The 22,739-nt window shown below is 32.1% G+C and carries 19 protein-coding genes; 9 read left to right on the top strand and 10 right to left on the bottom strand.

What is annotated here, in order from left to right; all coding sequences use genetic code 11:
- The first annotated feature begins 8 nt into the window (after window positions 1-8).
- A complete protein-coding gene (locus tag H6589_01970) occupies window positions 9-1,310 on the top strand; it encodes a glycosyltransferase (protein ID MCB9173352.1) in 1,302 nt (433 codons plus the stop codon).
- Window position 1,311: 1 nt separating this feature from the next.
- Here the strand turns inward: H6589_01970 and H6589_01965 are convergent, their stop codons facing one another.
- On the bottom strand, window positions 1,312-2,172 hold the full coding sequence (locus H6589_01965) for a hypothetical protein (GenBank protein MCB9173351.1): 861 nt from the start codon (window positions 2,170-2,172) through the stop codon (window positions 1,312-1,314).
- A gap of 82 nt (window positions 2,173-2,254) precedes the next feature.
- On the opposite strand from H6589_01965, the gene H6589_01960 reads away from it, so the two are divergent.
- Together H6589_01960 and H6589_01955 are read left to right on the top strand one after the other, a co-directional pair.
- Window positions 2,255-2,692 (top strand): PaaI family thioesterase, encoded by a 438-nt coding sequence (locus tag H6589_01960; protein MCB9173350.1) that lies wholly within the window; start codon window positions 2,255-2,257, stop codon window positions 2,690-2,692.
- A gap of 79 nt (window positions 2,693-2,771) precedes the next feature.
- Window positions 2,772-3,158, top strand: a complete 387-nt coding sequence (locus tag H6589_01955) for a DUF1987 family protein (GenBank protein ID MCB9173349.1) — start codon at window positions 2,772-2,774, stop codon at window positions 3,156-3,158.
- Between the two features lie 8 nt (window positions 3,159-3,166).
- Here the strand turns inward: H6589_01955 and H6589_01950 are convergent, their stop codons facing one another.
- Complete coding sequence (locus H6589_01950; protein ID MCB9173348.1) at window positions 3,167-3,358, bottom strand: hypothetical protein; 192 nt, start codon at window positions 3,356-3,358, stop codon at window positions 3,167-3,169.
- 143 nt (window positions 3,359-3,501) lie between these two features.
- Between H6589_01950 and H6589_01945 the strand changes: the two genes are divergently transcribed.
- From H6589_01945 to H6589_01925, 5 genes are read left to right on the top strand one after another with little or no spacing between them, the layout of a single operon-like run.
- Entirely contained in the window at window positions 3,502-5,250 is a 1,749-nt protein-coding gene (locus H6589_01945) for a M61 family metallopeptidase (protein MCB9173347.1), read from the top strand.
- Window positions 5,247-5,756, top strand: coding sequence for a dihydrofolate reductase (locus tag H6589_01940; GenBank protein ID MCB9173346.1), 510 nt, complete (start codon window positions 5,247-5,249; stop codon window positions 5,754-5,756). The genes H6589_01945 and H6589_01940 overlap by 4 nt, the downstream gene beginning before the upstream one ends.
- A gap of 32 nt (window positions 5,757-5,788) precedes the next feature.
- On the top strand, window positions 5,789-6,598 hold the full coding sequence (locus tag H6589_01935) for a hypothetical protein (protein MCB9173345.1): 810 nt from the start codon (window positions 5,789-5,791) through the stop codon (window positions 6,596-6,598).
- A gap of 4 nt (window positions 6,599-6,602) precedes the next feature.
- The gene (locus tag H6589_01930) at window positions 6,603-7,439 is read left to right on the top strand and encodes a flavin reductase family protein (GenBank protein ID MCB9173344.1); all 837 of its coding nucleotides are present in this window, start codon (window positions 6,603-6,605) and stop codon (window positions 7,437-7,439) included.
- An 11-nt stretch (window positions 7,440-7,450) separates the two neighbouring features.
- Window positions 7,451-8,842: a short-chain fatty acid transporter gene (locus H6589_01925; protein ID MCB9173343.1), complete on the top strand. Its 1,392-nt coding sequence runs from the start codon at window positions 7,451-7,453 to the stop codon at window positions 8,840-8,842.
- Here H6589_01925 and H6589_01920 read toward each other — a convergent pair.
- Genes H6589_01920 through H6589_01910 form a run of 3 tightly spaced genes read right to left on the bottom strand, consistent with a single transcriptional unit; the run spans window position 8,839 to window position 12,113 of the window.
- Window positions 8,839-10,074, bottom strand: a complete 1,236-nt coding sequence (locus H6589_01920) for an ABC transporter permease (protein ID MCB9173342.1) — start codon at window positions 10,072-10,074, stop codon at window positions 8,839-8,841. The two genes, H6589_01925 and H6589_01920, sit on opposite strands and share 4 nt — an antisense overlap.
- Complete coding sequence (locus H6589_01915) at window positions 10,067-11,188, bottom strand: glycosyltransferase (protein ID MCB9173341.1); 1,122 nt, start codon at window positions 11,186-11,188, stop codon at window positions 10,067-10,069. The genes H6589_01920 and H6589_01915 overlap by 8 nt, the downstream gene beginning before the upstream one ends.
- Window positions 11,181-12,113 carry a flippase-like domain-containing protein gene (locus H6589_01910; protein ID MCB9173340.1) on the bottom strand — a complete coding sequence of 311 codons (933 nt, stop codon included), beginning with the start codon at window positions 12,111-12,113 and terminating at the stop codon, window positions 11,181-11,183. Before H6589_01910 ends, H6589_01915 begins: the two co-directional genes overlap by 8 nt.
- Window positions 12,114-12,127: 14 nt before the next feature.
- Here H6589_01910 and ruvC point away from each other — a divergent pair, with 14 nt between their 5' ends.
- A complete protein-coding gene (ruvC, locus tag H6589_01905) occupies window positions 12,128-12,682 on the top strand; it encodes a crossover junction endodeoxyribonuclease RuvC (GenBank protein MCB9173339.1) in 555 nt (184 codons plus the stop codon).
- Here ruvC and H6589_01900 read toward each other — a convergent pair.
- The 5 genes from H6589_01900 to H6589_01880 all read right to left on the bottom strand — a co-directional run bounded on the left by H6589_01900 (window position 12,679) and on the right by H6589_01880 (window position 22,702).
- Window positions 12,679-13,068, bottom strand: coding sequence for an HIT family protein (locus H6589_01900; protein ID MCB9173338.1), 390 nt, complete (start codon window positions 13,066-13,068; stop codon window positions 12,679-12,681). The two genes, ruvC and H6589_01900, sit on opposite strands and share 4 nt — an antisense overlap.
- Window positions 13,068-13,541 (bottom strand): transcription elongation factor GreA, encoded by a 474-nt coding sequence (gene greA, locus H6589_01895; protein MCB9173337.1) that lies wholly within the window; start codon window positions 13,539-13,541, stop codon window positions 13,068-13,070. The genes H6589_01900 and greA overlap by 1 nt, the downstream gene beginning before the upstream one ends.
- A gap of 75 nt (window positions 13,542-13,616) precedes the next feature.
- The gene (locus H6589_01890; protein MCB9173336.1) at window positions 13,617-14,699 is read right to left on the bottom strand and encodes a PorV/PorQ family protein; all 1,083 of its coding nucleotides are present in this window, start codon (window positions 14,697-14,699) and stop codon (window positions 13,617-13,619) included.
- A 48-nt stretch (window positions 14,700-14,747) separates the two neighbouring features.
- Entirely contained in the window at window positions 14,748-18,914 is a 4,167-nt protein-coding gene (locus tag H6589_01885; protein MCB9173335.1) for a T9SS C-terminal target domain-containing protein, read from the bottom strand.
- 26 nt (window positions 18,915-18,940) lie between these two features.
- Entirely contained in the window at window positions 18,941-22,702 is a 3,762-nt protein-coding gene (locus H6589_01880; protein ID MCB9173334.1) for a carboxypeptidase regulatory-like domain-containing protein, read from the bottom strand.
- Window positions 22,703-22,739 lie beyond the last annotated feature (37 nt).

Raw genomic sequence — 22,739 nt, 5'->3', positions numbered from 1 at the left:
ATACCCGAATGAAAAAAGTATTAATCATTACATATTATTGGCCTCCAATGGGTGGTGGTGGAGTTCAACGTTGGCTCAAAACCACTAAATACTTGCGCGATTTTGGTTGGGAACCTGTAATTTTTACTACCGAAAACGGTGAAGCATCAGTTACCGATAAAACCATGTTAGCCGAAATTCCTGAAGGAATTGAAACGCTTAAAGTACCTATTTGGGAACCTTTCTCGCTTTACAAAAAATTGCTTGGAAAAAGTAAAGACGAAAAAATTGCTCCTGGAATGGGGCAGCAAAGCAAAGGGAATTCATCATTACAAAAACTATCGGTTTGGGTTCGAGGTAATTTTTTTATTCCTGATGCCCGAATGTTTTGGATTAAACCCTCAAGTAAATTTTTAATTCAATACTTAAAAGAGAATAAAATCGACGCTATAATTTCTACAGGACCACCTCACTCTACCCATTTAATTGCTTTAAACGTTACAAAAAAACACGCTATACCTTGGATAGCCGATTTCAGAGACCCATGGACTAACATTGATTTCTACCACAAATTAATGCTTACCAAATGGGCAGATAAAAAACATCAAAAACTGGAACAAAAAGTCTTGAAAAAAGCAACAAGTATAGTTACTGTTAGTTGGAGTTGGGCGAAAGATTTTGAAAAACTTATCGATAAAGATATTCAGGTTATAACCAATGGATTTGACCCCATGGATTTTGAAAATTTAGAAAATCAAATTTTAGATACAAAATTTACCATAACCCATGCGGGTTCGTTAAACGAAGATCGTAACCCAAAAATATTGTGGAAAGTTTTGAATGAATTAAAAAATGAGATACCTGATTTTGGACAAGATTTAGAAATAAAATTTATTGGACAAATTGATGTTTCAGCTTTAGAAGATATTTCAAAACACCATTTAGACTCGAACTTGAATAAAATAGACCATCTTGCTCATCACTTGGTAATAAAAGAATTGTTGAAGTCACAATTACTATTGTTGCCTTTAAACGATGTGCCTAATATTGACGGTGTTGTTCCTGGTAAACTTTATGAATACCTTGGGGCTAAAAGACCAATAGTTTGTATCGGTAAACCAACAGGGGATTCAGCTAAAATAGTGCTGGAATCAAAAGCTGGTGTCGTAGCTAATTTTAATGATGATGTTACGCTAAAAAAAGCCATCGTTGAATACTACAACTTGTATAAAAAACAAAACCTCCACATAAGTAGTGAAGGTTTTGAAAAATATAGTAGAAAAAAATTAGCAGGTGATTTTGCTAATCTTTTAAATCGTATAACCAAGTAAATTACTCAACAACAACTACCAAGTATTTTGATGATCCCCAGAATTTCTCTGCGTTTTTAATCACTAATTTATCCACTTTACCATCAGCACCTTCAATAGCATAAGAATCGGAAGCATGAGTAGTAACCAATTTAGCTTTTTTAGCTTTTAAGTCAATAGATTTAACAAGAGTAATATCCACCTTGGTAAAATATTCTTTATTAAAATCATCCGCTAATTTTTGTGATTTTCCAATTCCAATAAAACCGCCTTCTTTAGTTAAAACACCTTGGGCAATTAATTCTTTAGATGTTCCGTAGCAATAATAAGCGGTATTTAATTTATCAGTCTGAGCTCCAATTTCTTCAATTCTATTGTTATATTCTTCAAACAATACTTTTAACTGTTGATTTGCATTAGCTAACTGCGTTTGTAAGCTAACAATTTCTGCATCTTTTTCCTGTAATTGTGAGGCCATGTTTTCAATCATTTTTTCTAACTCAGCAATTTTTAAGTTTGATTTTTTTAATTTCGATTGTAACCATGCTAATTTTTGTTTGTTTTCTTCTAACAAATTGTTAATTAAACCCATATCGTTAACAATCAAATCTTTTATATCGGTATTCAACTCACCATTACCCATGTTAAAATTTGAAGAAACAATTTTTTCCTTTTCTTTAATTACCGCAAGGTTGTCATAAATTTCATTTAACGATTGAATGTAATTTTCAATCTTATCATCCTTTTCTCCTGAAGCATTATTTAGTTCCGTATTTTGATTTTCTAAATCGGCTATTTTATTTTCTAACTCTTCATTTTTACACGAAAACAAAAAAACCATTAGGGCAACAAATAGAACTGACTTTACATTTTTTAAATTCATTTTATTTAAATTTTAGTTTGGAAATACTAAGTTACCAAAGATTATGATACTATTTTTGTAGTTACGTAATATCTTTTTAAATATGGAACAATTAATAGAAATCTATAATCAAGTAAATAATTTTGGAAGAGAAAATAACATGATTTTAACGGTGATAAAACCCGGTGAAATTATTTATGAAATGGAAATACTTGAAAAACATCTGGCAACGCTTACTACTTCTCATGGAGGAATGATTGCCGCAATGATGGATGGTGTTATTGGTGTTGCTGCATTAAGTTTAGTTGCTCCTAACAAAAAATTAGTTTCTACAGTAGAGTATAAACTTAACTATTTTAAGCCTGCTTATTTAGGCGATAAATTAAAAGGATATGGAAGAGTTGATTTTGCTGGAAAAAGAATAATTGCTACTTCTGGCGAAATTTATAATCAAAAAGGAGAAATGATTGCCAAAGCTATGGGAACATTTAATGCTTATCCCTTCGAAAAAAGTGATATTGCAAAAGTAAAATCACTTTAATTAATGTTTTAATAACAATTGTATAAAGTTGTTTTAAATCAGAATAAGAATACCTCTCTTAATTTTGAATAAAAAAACAATGCAAAAATTTGAAATCAAAGAGTCGATAAAAATTCCTAGAATTTTAATTGATTTTGAACGAGGAATTATTAATTTAATTGGAAGATCAACCTTAGAAAAACCGGATGAATTTTACCCAAAAGTTATTGATGTTATAAATCTTTACATCAATAATCCGCATCAAACTACAAAGGTATTGGTCGACTTAGAATATTACAATACTAAATCTGCTGAATATCTTTTTTTAATTCTTAATAGGATAGATTCTTTACATAAAGAAAACAAAAGTGAAGTAAAAATATTTTGGCATTACGACCCAGATGATTATGGGATTATTGGCGATATAAATAATTTAAAAGCAACATTGCAATCCAACGTTTACGCCATTGAATATGAGTTAGCCTAACTACTAACTCATTTTACAACATAAATCGGATTCAAATAGTATTGCGTTCCAAAATTATTTAGTACCCACTCTTTCAATTCTTCTACCTCTTCATCTAAAAGGTTTTGATAAGCCTTAGCCAATTCTTTTCTGAATAATTTAACATCAAAACTTACTTTTTTTAACAGTGTTTTAGTGTATTCTAACATATTTTTAGACATATTACAGAATATTTAGGAGTTTAAATTTAGTAAAATTTTCAAACAAAAAAAATTAATTATTCATTCTTAACACATTTAACAGTTTTACCAAGAAATTATTATTCGTTACTTTTACTTTTAACTTTATTTAACATAAATAACCCATGAGAATATTAATAATTATCCTTTCTGTATTGGTTTCACAACCAATATTTTCTGCATCTATAAATTACGAAGTGAATATGTCTGAACCGCATACTCATTATTTTGAAGTAAATATTTCCATAACTGATTATAAAAAGGACTATTTTGATATTCAAATGCCTGTTTGGGCACCTGGCTCGTACCTTATACGAGAGTTTTCTAAAAATGTTGAAAATTTTAAAAGTTTTTCTAACGGAAAAGAAATTAAAGTTACTCAATTGAATAAAAACACTTGGCGAATTTATTCAAACAATGCTTCGAGCGTTAAGGTTAGTTACTTGGTTTACGCTAACGAAATGAGTGTAAGAACAAGTTTCATTGACGCTTCTCATGGTTACTTTAATGGGTCGAGTATGTTTATGTTTATTGATGAGTTAAAAAACAACCCTACAACGTTAACTATTCATCCCTATAAAGACTGGAAAAAAGTAAGTACCTCATTAAAAAAAACAACTGATAATGGTTTTAAGTATGAGGCTCCAAACTTTGATATCTTAGTTGATTCTCCAGTTGAAATTGGAAATCACGAAACGTTTAGCTTTACTGCTTCAGGTATTACACATAATATTGCTATGTATGGTAAAGGCAATTACAGTATAGAAAAATTAAAGGTAGATATGCCGAAAATTATTGAAGCAGCAACCGATGTTTTTGGTGAAAATCCCAACAAAGAATACACCTTTATTATACATAATTTAACCAAAGGCAGTGGTGGTTTAGAACATTTAAGTTCAACCACCTTACAAGTTAACCGATGGACTTATGAAGGAGAAGACTATAAAGGATTTTTAAGCCTAATTGCTCATGAATATTTTCATTTATGGAATGTAAAAAGAATAAGACCTGAAGCTTTAGGTCCATTTGATTACAACAATGAAAACTATACTGATTTGTTATGGGTAATGGAAGGTTTTACGAGTTATTACGACGAACTTTTACTTTATCGTGCTGGCATTTATACCGAAGATGAAATTACAAGAAAACTTGCTGGCTCAATAAATAGTATCGAAAACCAACCAGGAAACAAGGTGATGTCGGCTGCAGAATCTAGTTTTAATGCTTGGATTAAAGGATACCGACCAAACGAAAATAGTTACAACACCAGTATTTCCTATTATACAAAAGGATCTGTAATTGCCAACATGTTAGATTTAATGATTATTGAATCTACAAAAGGCAAAAATTCGTTAGATGATGTAATGAGATTTTTATACCAAGAATATTATAAAAAACAAGGTAGAGGTTTTAATATAAGCGAAATGAGAACTGCTTTAGAAAAAGTTTCTGGATTAGATTTAAAATCATTTTTCGATAAATACATATTTGGAACAGAAACGTTTGATTATAAAACTGTATTTAATTATGCCAACTACGACATGTTAATCATGGAAAATAAAAGAATGAATATTGGAGTTTCATTATCTAACAATTACATTAAAAGTGTAACTCGTAATACCTCTGCATATAATGGTGGTTTAAATGTTGGCGATGAAATACTTGCCGTAAACGGTTTTAGGTTTGATGGAAGCTTTAGTGATTTTACCAATAATAAAAAAGTAGGCGACAAAATTTCTATTTTAATTAGCCGAGATGATATTATACAAACCATTGAAATGCCTTTAATTGAGAGTACTTCAACAAGCCACAATCTTATTAAGAAAGATGCTCCAGAAAATGCAGTTTATAAAAAATGGCTGAGAAAACTATGATAGTTTCGTTGATAGTTGCTGTTGCTGAAAACAATGCCATAGGTTATAAAAATGATTTAATTTGGCATTTACCAAACGATATGAAATACTTTAAGGAAACCACCTTAAATCATCACATCATTACAGGTAGAAAAAATTACATTTCTATACCAGAAAAATATCGTCCTTTGGTTAACAGAATCAATATTGTATTAACCAGAGATGAAAATCTCAATATGCCCGATTGCACAATGAAACATTCTTTACTAGAGGCCATAGATTTTGCCCGTCAAAATGGCGAGAATGAAGTTTTTATTATTGGTGGTGGACAAATATATGCAGAAGCTTTAGAAAAAAAATTGGTAGATAAAATGTACATTACTCATGTTCACGAAAATTTTGAAGCTGATACTTTTTTTCCTGTTTTAAATTTAAATGACTGGAAAATAGTAAAAAGTGAACAACATGAAAAGGATGAAAAACACAAACATTCTTATACATTTGCTGTATATCAAAAATTAAACTAATTTAGATACCAGTTAACTATTTCTATCTATATATGAAAAAGAGCTATTTCATTATTTTATGCACAGTTGTATTTCTTTTTGGTTGTGAAAAATCTGACCGAGATGAAGATAAATCAACCTCTACTTCTCGTGATGTTGCTTTTGCTACTAACTTAGTTTATGATGTTTTTAAAACCGTTCATCAAGCAGCATACTACTCAACAGGAATTGTTTCTTCAGCAACTACTGATACCAATACTGTTTATGGTTGTGATACCATTACAACTGATGTTGTAAGCAATCCAAAAATTTTACAAGTTAAGTTTAACACTGATTGTACATCGAACGGAATAATAAGAAATGGTAAATTGTACGCAACCGTTAATGGATTTTATGATGTACAAGGAACATCCACGACTATTGCAATTTATGATTATAATTACAATGATAAAACAATCTACTCTGGTTCAATGAGTTACCAATATATTGGGTTAGTCGATTCTTTTCCAACATACAACATCACATTTTCTGAATTGAAAATAGTAAATAACTACAATCAAAAAATCTTTTATTCTGGTAGTCATCAGTTAAAAATAATACAAGGTAAAGATACCCAAACAATAAGCGACGATGTTTATGCAATTACAGGAAGTAATTCGGGTATAGTATTCACAGGTAATGCGTTTACATCACAAATTACCACCAACTTAAATTTAGCTGGAAATTGTAATTGGATTGGTTCAGGATTAATTAATGTAAAACCTAACAACAATCCAACTAGAACATTAAATTTTGGTTCGGGTTGTGATAGTAAAATTAATGTTTCGATTTACGATAAAACTTACGAATTAGACATACCTTAACAATATGTTATCAGTTAACACCAGTGATTTAACAACTCAAAAAATTCATCAATATTTACTTGGCGCCGTTGGACCAAGACCGATTGCATTTGCAAGTACCATCGATAAAAACGGCAACAGAAATTTAAGTCCATTTAGTTTTTTTAACGTATTTAGTGCTGCCCCGCCTATTTTAATTTTCTCGCCAGCTCGAAGTGGAAGAACTGGGGAAACCAAAAACACTTTTGATAATGTTAAAGAAGTTGCCGAAGTGGTAATTAATGTGGTCAATTATGATATTGTTCAACAAATGTCGTTAGCAAGTTCTCCTTTTGCTAAAGATGTAGATGAATTTACTAAATCTGGTCTAACACCTATTGCCTCTGATTTAATTAAACCTTTCAGAGTAAAAGAATCACCTGTACAATTTGAATGCAAGGTAAATCAAATTATTGAATTAGGTCAGAATGGTGGTGCAGGGAATCTGATTATTTGTGAAGTGTTACGCATTCATATCAATGAGGATATTTTATCTGATGATGGGTTGATTGACCAAAAGAAAATTGATTTGGTTAGCCGTATGGGAGGAAATTGGTATTGCCGAGCTGATGAAAACTCCATGTTTGAAGTTGCTAAACCACTCACTACCATTGGCATTGGTGTAGATCAGATTCCTGAACACATTAGAACAAACCCAACTTTATCTGGTAACGAATTGGGGCTATTAGCTAGTGTGGAAGCATTACCCACACAAGAAGAAATAAAAGCTTACCCAAAAACAACCAATGATATTTATTTAGAAGCCAAAAAACTGATTGAAAAAGGAGAAATACTTAACGCTTGGAAAGTTTTACTTGGCTAAACAATACCTAAATGAGTTTTTCTGATAAATATTCAAAAGTTTTCAAGTATATCCTACCTTCACCCTTTACCATTGCCGTTATACTTTCTATCGTCACTTTTTTTATTGCATTATTTTTTACCAATTCAGAAGGAAAATCTTCCGTTTCATACACCTTTGATTTATTAAAATATTGGGAAGAAGGTATTTGGAATTCATCAGCATTGGTATTTGCCATGCAAATGATGTTAATGTTAGTTCTTGGTCATGTTTTAGCACTTTCAAAACCCATAGACAACGTGTTGTCTATTTTAGTAAAACAATGTACAAGTACAGCAAAATCAGCAGCCTTAGTTACTTTTCTAACTGTATTCGTTAGTTTATTTAATTGGGGATTGGGGTTAATATTCGGTGCCATTTTTGCTCGGAAAATTGGCGATTACGCTCAAACAAACAATTTCAAAATTAATTATCCGCTTATTGGTGCTGCTGGTTATTCAGGCTTAATGGTTTGGCATGGGGGCTTATCAGGCTCATCGTTAAGCAAAGTAGCCGAACCCAATCATTTAAAAGAAATGATGAATGGTTTATTACCTACCTCACAAATTGATTTATTACCCGAACGGATTTCATATTGGGAAACAGTTGGCTCAACAATGAACATCTCCATAATGTTTTTAGTGCTTACTATCTTACCAATAGCAATGTACATTGTAGGTAAAAAATCATCCAATCAGCATATTGTATTGTCAAAAAATAACGCTACCATTTTAAACCCTGAAATTATTTCTGGAGCGGAGAAACTTGATCATTCAAAACTATTTTCAATGTTATTCGGGTTTATCATTTTGGTATTTATAGGATATAAAATTGCCATTGATTATCACTATAATTTTTTGGATTTTTTCACACCTAACAATATTAATTTACTCCTTTTCTCTTTAGCAATAATGTTTCATACTAATTTCAGCTCGTTTTTATCGGCTGTTGATGAGGCAATTGTTGGTGCTTCTGGTATATTAATTCAGTTCCCGTTGTATTTTGGAATAATGGGAATAATGAAAGGTTCTGGTTTAGTCGCAGATATTTCAGATTTCTTTATTGTCATTTCTAACGAGTTTACATTTCCTATTTATACCTTTTTTAGTGCTGGTTTAGTGAATATTTTTGTACCAAGTGGTGGTGGTCAATGGGCAGTTCAAGGTCCAATTATTATACAATCGGCTTTAGAATTAGGCGTTTCTATTCCTAAAAGCATTTTAGCGTTGGCTTATGGCGACCAACTTACTAATATGCTCCAGCCTTTTTGGGCTCTTCCCTTATTAGGAATAACAGGCTTAAAAGCAAAACAAATATTGCCTTATACCTTAATTTTAATGTTGTTGGGTGGTATAATTTTTATTAGCTGTTTAATAATCTTTTAAACAGAAGGTAAATCATCAACTGATTTAGAGTCTAATGCATCTCGTAAACCATTTCCAACCAACACAAAAGCTAGTACCATTAAAATAATAGCAACACCTGGTAAAACAGCTAAATAAGCATCACCAGTTATAATATAACCTTTGTGTTCAGAAATCATTTTACCCCAAGTAGCTTGCGGTGGTTGTGCACCAATACCTAAATAACTTAACCCCGCTTCTATTAAAATAGCAGCAGCAAAGTTTATTGCCGAAATAACAATAACAGGCCCTAGAACATTTGGAATAATGTGTCTTAAAATAATTCGTTTATCATTAAAACCTAAAGCCTTTCCTGCTTCTACAAATTCTTTTTCTCGCAAACTTAATACTTGACCTCTAACAACCCTAGCAACCTCTACCCACATGGTTAAACCTACGGCAACAAATACTTGCCAAAAATCTTTCCCTAATGCTAAGGTAATAGCAATAACTAATAATAATGTAGGAATAGACCACACCACATTAATTATCCAAATGATAACATCATCAACCCATCCACGATAATAACCAGCAATTGCACCAAGCGATATTCCAATAACTAAAGAAATAAATACCGAAATAAAACCAACAGAAAGAGATATCCATGTTCCAGCCATTAATCTACTCAACATGTCTCTACCATATTTATCAGTTCCAAGTAAATAGTTATTGGTAACAATATTATTGTTCTCTACTAATCCTCTTAACTCTTCAATAGTCATGTTCTTTTTACCTTCATCCAAGGTATAAAACTCTAATCCCCCCGAAGTTTCCTCAACCTTATTATGATCAAGTGGAAAGGCTACTTCAGCTAAATTGAATTTTAATATTTGTCCATTGTTGATTTCATTACCTGTATACTTTTCTACCACAATATCTGCACCTTCAAAGCTGTAATCAAAAATTGGTACCATCCTATAATTACTTTCCAATCCTTTTGAAAATAATACCCAGAAACCCCTCGATTTTTTCTCTTCGTTCTTTCTAATTTTCAATATATTAATCTTAAATCCAGGTTTACGAGTAGTAACTTCGAGAATTTGATTGTTAGCTTTTGGTGAATTATCAGGTCGAATAATGGGTCCTAACAATGCCACCAAAGTAGCACAAAATATAATCAACAACCCAAACATAGCTAGCTTGTTCTTCTTAAGCCTTTGCCACGCATGGTAAGATAATGATTTTGAATATATGTCTTTGTTCTCTTTACCCATTATATATTCTACCTTTCCACCTAATTTTTAAAAAGTTTGACAATACTCCTACAACCAAAATATACACAGGATATATCACTTGCACGGGTAAAAAATAAATCAACACTTTTCTTCTTTTAAAGAAAGATGAAACCAAAAATAATAATATAAAATCAATAAGCCATTTAGTTAGCAATAAGATTATATAAACGCCCCTATTTTGTTCGACTAATATCAAGTGTAAGCAGATGAAAACCAAAGCCAAATTGGTTAAAAATGTTAATACACCAAAATATTGTATCCAGCTATCTCTATAATACTTACTTTTTGATGTCCAACGAACTCGTTGATGTAAAAAATCTATTAGAGTTTTCTCCGATTTGGTCTTTACTATTAAATTACTATTCAAAAATCCATTAATATGTTTTTTATGTTTTTTAAATTGCTCTAATAAAAACATGTCATCTCCAGAAGGCGTATTCTCAGTTTTATGAGGATAATTAGCCACATAATCAACTTTATTAAATGCCATATTAGCCGCATTTATTAAAATTGGATTGTTATAAGCCAAACTCCCAAAAGTAAATCCTTGTAAAGCAAACATGTCTAACTCCTGAAAAGCACCAAATAAGCCTCCTTTTGGGATTAACTGAATAGGAGCTACAAGTAGCGATAAATTATTATTAAACTTTGATGAAATTAATGATAACCAATTTATTGGAACCTCACAATCAGCATCAGTAATTACCACCACTTCGTGCAAACATTTCGACACCCCAAATTTTATTGCTGCTTTTTTTGAGCTTGTTTCCGACAAAGAATAACAATGCACATTTTTATAATCTTTCTTAAAGTCTTCAACAATTTTTAAAGTGTTATCAGTAGAATGGTCATTAATTACAATGATTTCAAAATCATCATGATGAACCTTTTGGTTAACTATTGAACTTAAACATTTTCCAATATTATTCTCTTCGTTCCTTGCTGCAATTACAACCGATATTTTTACTATTGAAGGATTATCTATAATTACTTTCGATTCTTTTAGTTGTTTGTAATAACCAACAATCATGGTTACCACTGTAATTACATACACTAAAATTAATATGGTTAATATGATAACAATACTACTCAACTTCTCTAATTTCTAATTGTTTCATAAATCCAATTCCAAAAATAGCAGGAATGGCAATATTTATTACCCACAATACAATTGATGAAGCAATAATAGCGACATTATTAGTACTCAACACTCCAAACACTATTATTGCGATAGAACTCCTCACTCCTATTTCTGAAATTAAAAATGTAGGTATTGACGATGCTACAAAAAAACAAAGCGGAATTAACCAAAGTGCAACGATATTGGTAAAATGAACGCCAAATGCTTCTAATAAACAATAATATTGCAAAACAAAAATTACATACCTAAAAAAACTATATATCAATGCTTTAAGCAATGTTATTCTGCTAAAATCAATAGAAGATTGTTTGTTAAATAAATAAAGAATATTCCTTTTTATTTTGTTAGAAAACATCAATAAAGCTATTAGTATCATCAAGAAAATAATAAGCGATACCAATACAGATTCAGATAAATAAATATCAAACCAAACCATAGAATAGAAAACTCCAACTGTTCCAAAAAAAACGGTAACCAACAGTTGTGTAAATGACCCAATAAATGTAGCGTAAATTAACTTATTTAGGTTTTCCTTATCATTTAATAGATAAGCTCTTGCTGGGATTTCGCCAACTCTATTAGGTGTAATTAAACTCATGGTAATGCCTGTTAATATTATTTTATAGGCTTGAATAAAGGTAACTACTTTTATTTTAGCAATTAAATATTTCCATTTTAACGATTCTAACCCCCAATTAAAAAAACTCAATAAAAAAGCAATCACTACAAATAAAAAATTGATGGATATGGTATCAAGTTCATTTAGTTGAAGGTGGTAACTGTCCTTTAATTTGAAGAAAATAAATAGTAAGGCGCCAATACCAATTAAACTTCGTACAATTAAATTAAAATATTTGTATCTTGCTTTATTATTCAATCAACCCAATTTTTTTGATTAAAGATAAAATAATATTAGGAATTGACCCTGGTACAACTGTAATGGGTTATGGAATTATTCATGTAAAAAACAATAAAGTTGAATTAATTGCTATGGGTTCAATTGAGTTAAAAAAACTAGAAACCCATTTTTTAAAACTACAAAAAATATTTGAACGGACTAATTATTTAATTACCGAATACAAACCTGATGAAGTTGCCATAGAAGCACCTTTTTTAGGGAAAAATGCTCAATCGATGTTAAAACTTGGAAGAGCACAGGGAATTTCTATTGCTGCAGCTTTATCGTTAAACATTCCTGTTTTTGAGTACTCACCAAAAAAAATAAAAATGTCGATTACTGGTAAGGGAACGTCTTCAAAAGAACAAGTTGCAGCCATGTTAGTTTCACTTTTAAAAATAAAAAATTTACCCAAACATTTAGATGCTACGGATGGGCTGGCTGTTGCCATGTGCCATTCTTTTCAAAATAATACTACAAGTGGTGAGAAAAGCTATTCTGGCTGGAAAGCTTTTGTTACACAAAATCCAAAAAGAGCAAAAAACTAATTTTTAATCTTCTTTAGAATTTCTTCAAAATCTGATGGTACTAATTTTAATTTTGGACGAGAAAAATTAATATCTTCTACCGATTGCAAAGGTATTAAGTGGATATGTGCATGAGGAACTTCTAAGCCAATAACAGCAATACCAACTCTTTTGCAAGGAATGGCTTGTTCTAACTTTTTAGCTATTTTATTGGCAAACAACCATAAACCTGAATATAATTCGGGTTCTAAATCAAAAATATAATCCACTTGCTTTTTAGGTACCACCAATACATGACCTTTTGCTAATGGAAAAACATCTAAAAAAGCAATAAAATGCTCATTCTCTTCAATAATGTATGAAGGAATTTCTTTATTAATAATTTTTGAAAAGATAGAAGGCTGCATTATCTAGAAATTTCGATAACTTCAAAATTTACTTTACCAGTAGGAACTTGAACTTCAACAACATCTCCAACTGATTTTCCCAATAAAGCATGTCCGATTGGCGAATCTACAGAAATACGTTTCTCTTTTAAATTAGCTTCTTTTTCAGATACCAACGTATATTCCATAACCATTTTATTGGCAAGGTTTTTAATCTTTACTTTAGAAAGTATTAAAGCTTTTGACAAGTCCAATTGAGATTCATCAATCACTCTTGCGTTAGCAACAATGGTTTCTAATTTAGAAATTTTTAATTCTAATAATCCTTGAGCCTCTTTAGCAGCATCATATTCAGCATTTTCAGATAAATCACCTTTATCTCTAGCTTCTGCAATTTGAGCAGAGACTTTTGCTCTTTCAACATTTTTTAATTGGTCTAATTCTTCATTAAGTTTTCTTAAACCATCTTCTGTATAGTAATTAATTTGTGACATAACTTTAAGGGTTGTAAAGCGAAAAAGAGAACTCTAGTTAGAGTTCTCTTTTATAAGATTTATATGTAATTCGTATTATAAGTCTAAACGGATACCAATGCTGTGTGTTCCAGAAAAACGTTCGGTCATTTCATAAGCATAATGTACACCAAATGTAGAGCCAGATTTTCCAAGTGGAGCTATCAAAGAACCACCAAATGCAGGTCCAGTATAAGCAGATGAACGTAAATTAGAATCAAACCATGTAGTACTTTCTAATACGTATGCAGCACGTAACATGAATAAATTTCTAAACCCATACTCAACTCCTAATCTGTATTGGTCTTTTGTAAATGAGTTTGCTGTAAAATTACCAGCAAGAGTGATTCTATGGTCAGCCTTTATTTGATTAGATGCCGAATCTTTTTGTGCTGCAACATAAAAGTCATAAGATGCACCAATATTCAATAATGAAGGTAGCTGATATGTTGATGACTTTCTTTGTTGTGTAGCTGCTAAACCAGTATTAACATCAACGTTAGTAAATGATAATCCTTCGCCAGATGCTTGCATTGATGGCCCAACATTATTTAATGAAATACCAAACTTAATTCGATCATTTTCACCAGTAACATATTTTACCCCAGCATTAAAAGCTACACCTCTACTATCAATATTAGAAATCGACTCACTAACTATTCTAACAGCAAGACCACCAGAAATACTATTTGAAAATGATTTAGCATAAGCCAAATCAAAATTTAAATAGCTAGGAGAAAATGTTCCTATTCCTCCTTCAGGTAATTCAACAGTAGTAATATCAATATCACCAAAATTCATCGACATAATAGAAATACCCATAACACCTGACTCACCCAAACGCTGAGATAATCCAAATGTATTAATTCGAGTACCACTTCCAACTAACCAATTTTTATTAGCAAACATTACCTCTGTTTTTTTGGTAAAAGCAAGACCAGCAACATTTAAATTCATAGCCTCTAAGCCAGTTGCTGAAGCTGTATTTGCTCCACCAAAACCTACACTTCTTACCCAAGGGTTTATTAACAATTGCGAAGCACCTGCCTCACCTGCTCTATCCTCATTACCAGCATAAACAGATGATGCTAATGTTATACTAGATAAAAATATTGTTATTGCAACTTTAATATTTTTCATATTCATTCTTTTTAATAATCAATTTGCTAAAGCAACTCGTTTTTAATATTATAATCCGTTTAAATCCGTCGGTCTAGTTACACCAAACCATTTAATTACAGTTTCACCGACATCTGGAATTTCAACATGAATTAAATAAACTCCACCAGCAACTGGAATCCCAACATGGTTTTTTAAATCCCAATCCAAACTAGTTAATGAACTAGCCTTATTGTATCTTCTCATTAATGTACCCCCAACATTATAAATGGAAATCGTACATTTTTCTGGAAGATTAGTGATTTTAATTCTGTTATCTAATTTATCCGTTTCATATTCAGAATATGCATAATAAGGATTTGGAACAGCTTTTATTAAATCTAAAACTTCTTTTGCTGCTGTAGCAACACCTGTTTCAGATGCAAAATTATCCATGTTAAACATATACATAGGTCGTTGACTATTACCAAATGGAGCAGGATTTGCAGAGTTTGCTGTAGTGAACTTTTTATAAGGTGCAGTTACTCTTAATTTAATTCTAGCATCATTAGACAATAAACTTTGACCTGGAGCTACAGTTGGCAAACCAACCCACATAGCAGACTTACCGATATAATCTTGTGTTTTCTTTATTATAGCACCTGCCGCAGGACTAGTTCTTGCAAAAGATAATAAACTATCCAACACTTTACATTCATCATACCTTGTATTAAACACATAAGTATAATGTCTTTGACCCATTACCGTGTCTAATACTAAATTTAAAGTATCAAATCGATAGATATCCGAATTAGGATTCCATTTCATATCTCTACCATTATGGTTGATGTATTTACTATCCTCACCAAAAGCCATATTTAATCGCTCACCTGTGGTAATATTGATAGCATAACCAGGGAACCATCCCATACCAGTTCCTGCAGCCCCAAGAGGATTTAAAGTTCCATCTGGAGTACCATTTTTATCAACATTCGCAGCTGCACGTTTACTAAATAATCGTGCATTCCCTTCATTTTTACTTCTGTCCCATCCTGTTTCAAACACAACACAACGCGTCCATTTCGACTTATCATTAGTAAATACAATATCTACTGATTCCGAACTAGCTAATTGAGAAAGACTTGTATTAGCTGTTGGATACATTACCGTAGAATAGAATCGTTCTGTGGTAGCATTATTCCAACCATCAACAATACCAGGGGCGTTTCTAACATCAGTTAATGGTTTTGCATCTGTTTGTGTAACAGTAGAAACCAATCTGTATGGAGCCCAAGTTCCTCTCAAAATACTCTCTAATTTTTGATCACCATCAATAAAAGCACCATTTATTTCATAATCATTATAGTAACTAGCCACTGCAGGAGGACCAACTACATCATAAGATTGGGAACCAGAGCGTATCCAATTTAAATCATTAGCCGCATCAGAATCGGGCACACCAGATAACCATGGTTTTGTTGGATTAGAGTATGAAACCGTAGCTGAAATCAAACCAAAATCAGTTCTTGTACTACTACCTAGACTCACAGATTGATTGATTGAAACTGAAAATCCTAAATTAGCAAATACTTGTTCGTTTTTAAAAGCAATATTTCTTTCCGAATAAGTTGTATCAGAACCATTGATTAATCTCCAATAAGCATCATTTAATGGATTTGAAGTTGGAGTAGCAGTTGAATCCAATAATTGAATATAATATGTTCCTTTTTTCACATTCAACGGATCTACAACTTTAACATCAATCGGTCCATAACCAGCTTGATATACTGGATAATTGGCAAAATTTGAAGATACAATTTGACTTTCAGAACTTGATGTCAATTCCATATAGAACCCACCATTACCAGCCCCTTCAATTCGAGTAATCTCTGGCATATCTCCATAACTTGAATTTACAACAGTCCCGTTATTTTCAGGTTTAGGATTGTGAGGTATTCCAGAATAAATTCGAATTGCACTACCAATAGAATTGGTTCTACTTGCTAAATATGGTTTTAATTGACCACCAAGTGAGAAGTTTTGTGGATTAACTGTTAACCAATTGTTATAAGCATAAGCGATAGCAACAAAATGGTATGTTTTATGATTAACCAATCTTTTATTTGTGCTTGTTGAAAATTGGTCTTCAGTTACTCTAAATGAATGACTTATACCATTATTTTTTCCATTAACCATTTCCACAGGAACATTAGCACCCACTGTAGCATCAAAAACATAGTTAACAATTTGACTAACGTTATCTTGAATATCCACTTGAGCAATTAATCTAGAAACACTTGGATCGTTTAAAGCAGAAACTGAAACACTACTATTTTTAACCTGATAAATTTGATACCCTTGGAATTTATAATATTTTAACGTATCTCTATCTGCAGCAGAACCTTGGTAAACGCCATTAATAGTATCAGGAATAGAAATAAAAGGGTCTTTTAAATTCGCTTGTTCATTATAGTTGTTAGAAATAGGATTGTTATTTGATAAAAACAACACCAATTCATTCTCTAATTCTTGAATAGCTACATCTGGAGCATTTGGTCCTTCTAATATTTTAAAGCAGTTATCAAATAATGCTTGAGCTTTATCATCAGCAACTTGTAAATAAGATAAAGAAGAAGTATTATTACCAGACAAAGCTCTAGCATAAACAACACCTACAGTAATATTATTTACAGCTCCAGGATATAATGTAAAAGGACCTGCTGATTGAATAAATCTTCTATCGTTAGGATTATTACCAACAGATGCCTCACTCCAATCTGTAACAGCTGGTACTACACCTTTGGTACTCCAATGTAAAGGATCAGATGTTCCAGGGAACATTAAATCTGCATTTAATCCTGGAGTGCCAGAACCCAACGGATTACCGTCTCCACCCCATACTACATTACCAGTAGTACCTAACCATTTACCTTGTAAATAATTATAAACATCAGCTTGAGTACTCGGATCTCCATTACCATTAACTATAGAACCAATATTATAATAAACGAATTTACGCATACCATATCTTTCGTTATCAATAATACCATCACCATAACCAATACCTAACCCAGAATAAGGTATACCATTTTGAGCTATAGCAACGGAAACATCAGTAGTTAAAGGATTATCTATACCATCATTATCCATATAAGGTCCTTCAAAAAAGTCAACACCAATAAATGGAGGTGTTGCACCATATCCCGAAACACCATTAGCAGACTCATCATTATTATCACCATTATAAGCATAACCTAAACCTCTAGAGGCATCACAACCAACAAAATCATCATTTGAATTACCTAAATCTGCATCAATCCACTGCCCAAAATAAGTTTGAGTAAAGGTAAAACTAGAACGGTTAATTAAAACATAATTGTAAAACGTCATGTCATTGATTTCATCATTAGTAGCGAAAGCAAAAGCTTGACCTCTTATTTCCATACCAATTGGAGCACCGTTAAACTCAGTATGTGCATTACCTTTATCGTTAAACACAAACCAAATTGTAGTATCACCAAAAAGTGGAACCTCACGATTTGTTCTACAATCATTTGCACCAATTAAATCATATTTAGGATAATCTCCATCAGTTGGCTCATAAAACCCATTACCATTTTGATCATAAAAAGGAGCTAAATCTTCGGCAACATAATAAGATTGTTGTTTCTTTTTAACTGTATTTCCTCTTGCTGGATAATTTAAAATTTGTGATGGAATTTGATAATTTGGATAAGCTGCAGGATCAGCATGCCAAGCCACAAATTCATTAACCATAGGTCTTGAAATACCAAAAAATTGGTCAAAAACTTCACAAGTTCCAGCAGTAACCTCTGCTGTACCATCTGTTAATGGACCAGGCCAAAAATCATTTGCTCCACCCGATCTAAATGTTACCGCAGCAACTTTTAATTGGTTACTAGCATCAACACCACCAATCCACAAAGCTCCTGCATATATTGCAGTATACAAAGGATCGGTTTGTGAATTTTGTTTAGGAACATTATAAGCAGCAATACCATTTGCTCTATCTTGGAACATACTACCTCCAGTAGCATCGATACGAGCCCTTACATTGTTAAACTCTAGCGATGCTAAAGCAACAGCTGGAGCACATCCTGCTGTGGGAGTCGGGGTATTACCTCCTAGCTTATTTCCATTAACATGATTTGCATTACGAGCATTCATGGTGCCAAAAGATAACAATGCAATTAATGCTAATGCTATGTTGGTCTTTATATTACGTCCGTTTTCCATATCTTTCTAACTTTGTAAGTTTCTAATTAAAAGTTTAATTGTAATCCCAATCTAATTCTTCTAGGTAATGAATAATTTAATGGGTCTAACATTTTTACTTGATACATATCTCTAAAAGCCTGCTCATCTGGATTAAGTGCTATTAATGTTTGCCATTCAGCAGCAGCTAAGAATCCATCATCATTAGCAGTACCTGTAGCTGAATATACATCAATGATATTTTGAGCATCCAACAAGTTCAATACTTGCATATAAACATTTAAATAAGCTTTCGTTCTTTCTTCTCCTTCTCCTTTACCCCACTTTAAATCTATGTTTTTATCTACTTTTAAATCTACAGTTGTAGTCCAAGGTAATCTTGATGTATTAAAAGAAGCTTCCATTGGGCTATTATAAGCACCTGAAATAACAGCACTGTTAACAACTCTTGAGGTTTTGGTGTAAGGTGTACCCGAAGCAGTTCTAAAAATAATGTTTGCTCCAGTATTAGATAAAATTTCTTTACCAAATAAAATTGGTCCATTATAACTTTTACCAGCACCATATCTATAATCAGCAGATAAAACAATAGCGTGTCTTTGATCAAAAGAAAGTGGCATTAACGTTCTTAAATTACTATTACCACTAGACACTAAGTTTAAAGACGTTGTAGAACTAGAACCAGTACCATCAGCAAACTGTAAAGTATATGCAGCACGCATAGAGAAATTTCCTTTTCTTCTTAAATCATAAGAGAAAGTCATCCCTTTTACTGTACCAAAATCTTTGTTTCCATAAGATAAGTAATTTTCAGGATAAGCTCCAACAACTCTAACTGTTTGAACCATGTCTCTTTGCTCACGATAAAAAGCAGCAATTTTTAACGATGAATAATTATTCAATTTTTGTTGAAAACCTAACTCATAATCAATCGTTTTTTCAGCTTTTAAATCAGGATTATTAATTACATTATTAGTGTTTTGAATTAATAAATAGTCAAGTAATTGTAAACTACTGTTTGATGAAGGTCGTTGTGTTAAAACATCATAGTGAGCAAAAAACAAGGCCTCATCAGAAATTGGGAATGAAAATGCAATACGAGGAGATACATTAATTTGAGGCTCATAGTCTTTAAACCCTGCAGGGCTTAAATCCGTAATTGCAGAATTATCATTCGCATCAACTAACCAAGGTTGAGGTGTATTTGAGGCATGTAAAACTGAAGGATCTGTCAATTCTTTACCATCTGCATCGTACCAAGTATCTCCATCACGATATCCTACAATACTAGAAACCTTAGGGTCGGTTGCATCAGCAACATAAACCACAAAATCATTTCCAATATTAGATGGCTTATCAGGAATATTCCCAACTTCACCAACCGTTTTAACAGGGAATAACGAGTATTTGTCTTTTAGTACTGGTTGATTTGCATCATATCTATCAACACGAACACCAATATTGAAAATCAAATCCTCAAAAGCAAATTTATCTTGGATATAACCTGCCATATAAATAGGCTTAAAAGCACCTACTTCTCTTTTTAAATTTCCATTATCGTCTTTTGCATAGAAAAAATCATCCAAAGAAGGATTTCCTGATAATTTTTTACCAGCATAATCATATCCATAATAATTTAAGTTATTTTGAGAGTAGTTATTTAATAAATCCTCAGCAGAAAAATCAGAAACCGTCCACAATCCTTTACCATAAGAATCAAAATCAATCCAATCCAAACCTTTTTCGGCCATACCTAATTTTGCTCTTATGTTTTTATCAAACTGTGTTTGATTCTCCCCGTCATACTTAGGTTGGAAATAGTAAGCATAAGCAATATCACCATTTGGAGCTGTTATACCACCAAAAGGAGGATTCAATGAATCAGTATAAAAAGTTCCTTCGGTTAAATCTCTATTATTTAAATGAGTATTAACTAATCCTCTACCAATAGACCAAAGTGCAACAGGCGAGATGTTGTATTGACTAATTGTTCTTTGTTCGTACTGAAATCCGATTTTAATAGAATGTCCTTTTATTTCGGCACTTCCCGATGTAGTAATCCTTAACTGATCTTGATTTGTAACCTGAAACTGATTATATTGAGTTCCCATTGCTGACCATAAATTATAAACTGAGCCTGGTGCATCACCATTTAACAGACCTCCTTGACCTTGAACCTGAGAAGGTCTTTGCCAGTTACCAACAGGGTCTCCAGCATAAAAATTATAATAATTATCGGTATAATTTGCTAAAATCGGATTTGTTTCATCTCTTGTAAACTCATACAAAACCGTTGTAGGTGTAGATAAATAACCATAAGTGGTATCTATTGGGTTTCCATTAGCATCTACAATAACAAAATCTTCATAGGCAAATGGGTTAGACAAATCGATAGAGTCTATTCTTGTAGATTTAAATCGACCAACATACCCATATGAAGCAAAATTATCTTGGTGATCTTCATCTTGAATTTTTCTATAAACATTAGAATAATCAGCCTGCAAAGAAATAAAAGCATTCTTAATTAAAGATGGATTATCTTTATCTTCATTATTATCAAAACGCTGAGTAAATCTTGCATAAGTTCTCCAAGATCTATCTATTACTTGTGGATTATTTTGAGAATTAAGTAGTGAATAAGCTCCACCTGTGCTATTAACATTGTTTTTTCTATCTTCATAATCAAAAGTACCTCCAAAGGTAATTGTTGTATTTTTTGTTGGAGCAATATCAATTTTACCAGCCAAATTCATTCCCTTATAACCAACATTTTGTCTAAATTTAATTTTCTCAATATCATCCATCTTTAAATATGATGCTTGATTGATTAAACTAGAAGGGTCATCAGTTCTTGCAATATAAGGATTAGCATTCAACTCATCCATAACCTCATTTTTAACTTTATAGTTATCTATTGCAGATGGTCTTGGGTCTACTTCGCTCTTTAACTCACCTGAAATAAAGAAACCAGCAATAGCATCCGTTTTATTACCCGCAGTATCTTTTCTAGTAAAAATTGGTCCAGCCAAGTTGAAACCTAATAAATTATATCCGTAAGAATCCAATCCAACAACCTTCTCGCCACTTTTAAATCCAGAAGTTAAGTACTCTAAACCTCCAAACCAATCTTTTGAAGCTCCCCTTGTGGTAATACTAACAATACCACCAGTAGCATCACCATACTCAGCTGGCATACCACCCGTAATTACAGAAACCTGCTCAATTGCAGCATTTGGTAAATTAGCAGAACCTCTTACTCTAATACCATCAATATATGTATCAGTACCAGATGTTCTAGATCCTCTAATATTATAAGATCCATCTTCGTTTACATTAACACCTCCTACTGTTTGTGCAATAGAAGAAGCTGAACGACCTGGCATTTTTGCTATATCTTCTCTTGTTACTGTACCTCCAGAAGATGTTTGATCCTTAGAAATTAATGGAACCTCATAATCAATCAACTCGAATTCACCTATATCAATACCTTGTCCTGCTTTAATATCTGAGAAAGTAATTTTCCCATCATTAACAATAATACCTGACATTTTTACTGGTTGATAACCAACATATGAAGCTTGAATTTCATAAGTTCCTGGAGTTAATGCAGAAATGGTATACTTACCATCCATATCAGTCATAGTTCCTGCAACCTGAGAACCACCCTTAAAAACTACGATATTAGCAAAAGGCAAAGGTTCATTATTTGATTTGTCAATCATTTTACCTTTAATTGTTCCACCCGATTGAGCAAAGGCAATAAAGCCAAGAAACATAGATAACGTAAAAACAGCTAGTCTTTTCAACATATTCAGTAATTTAATCTATAAAAATTTTATTCGTGCA

This window comes from Flavobacteriales bacterium (assembly GCA_020635795.1).
Taxonomy (GTDB): domain Bacteria; phylum Bacteroidota; class Bacteroidia; order Flavobacteriales_E; family Vicingaceae; genus Vicingus.
Note: the sequence above shows the minus strand (reverse complement) of the source record. Positions and strands in the feature narration are given on the sequence as shown.

Bases quoted from the DNA above. Each gene is read 5' to 3' on its own strand.
- H6589_01940 (MCB9173346.1), top strand. From the start codon at position 5,247: ATGATAGTTTCGTTGATAGTTGCTGTTGCTGAAAACAATGCCATAGGT.
- H6589_01935 (MCB9173345.1), top strand. From the start codon at position 5,789: ATGAAAAAGAGCTATTTCATTATTTTATGCACAGTTGTATTTCTTTTT.
- H6589_01950 (MCB9173348.1), bottom strand. From the start codon at position 3,358: ATGTCTAAAAATATGTTAGAATACACTAAAACACTGTTAAAAAAAGTA.
- greA (MCB9173337.1), bottom strand. From the start codon at position 13,541: ATGTCACAAATTAATTACTATACAGAAGATGGTTTAAGAAAACTTAAT.
- H6589_01965 (MCB9173351.1), bottom strand. From the start codon at position 2,172: ATGAATTTAAAAAATGTAAAGTCAGTTCTATTTGTTGCCCTAATGGTT.
- H6589_01955 (MCB9173349.1), top strand. From the start codon at position 2,772: ATGCAAAAATTTGAAATCAAAGAGTCGATAAAAATTCCTAGAATTTTA.
- H6589_01900 (MCB9173338.1), bottom strand. From the start codon at position 13,068: ATGCAGCCTTCTATCTTTTCAAAAATTATTAATAAAGAAATTCCTTCA.
- H6589_01925 (MCB9173343.1), top strand. From the start codon at position 7,451: ATGAGTTTTTCTGATAAATATTCAAAAGTTTTCAAGTATATCCTACCT.
- H6589_01970 (MCB9173352.1), top strand. From the start codon at position 9: ATGAAAAAAGTATTAATCATTACATATTATTGGCCTCCAATGGGTGGT.
- H6589_01920 (MCB9173342.1), bottom strand. From the start codon at position 10,074: ATGGGTAAAGAGAACAAAGACATATATTCAAAATCATTATCTTACCAT.
- H6589_01960 (MCB9173350.1), top strand. From the start codon at position 2,255: ATGGAACAATTAATAGAAATCTATAATCAAGTAAATAATTTTGGAAGA.
- H6589_01890 (MCB9173336.1), bottom strand. From the start codon at position 14,699: ATGAAAAATATTAAAGTTGCAATAACAATATTTTTATCTAGTATAACA.
- H6589_01945 (MCB9173347.1), top strand. From the start codon at position 3,502: ATGAGAATATTAATAATTATCCTTTCTGTATTGGTTTCACAACCAATA.
- H6589_01880 (MCB9173334.1), bottom strand. From the start codon at position 22,702: ATGTTGAAAAGACTAGCTGTTTTTACGTTATCTATGTTTCTTGGCTTT.
- H6589_01885 (MCB9173335.1), bottom strand. From the start codon at position 18,914: ATGGAAAACGGACGTAATATAAAGACCAACATAGCATTAGCATTAATT.
- H6589_01930 (MCB9173344.1), top strand. From the start codon at position 6,603: ATGTTATCAGTTAACACCAGTGATTTAACAACTCAAAAAATTCATCAA.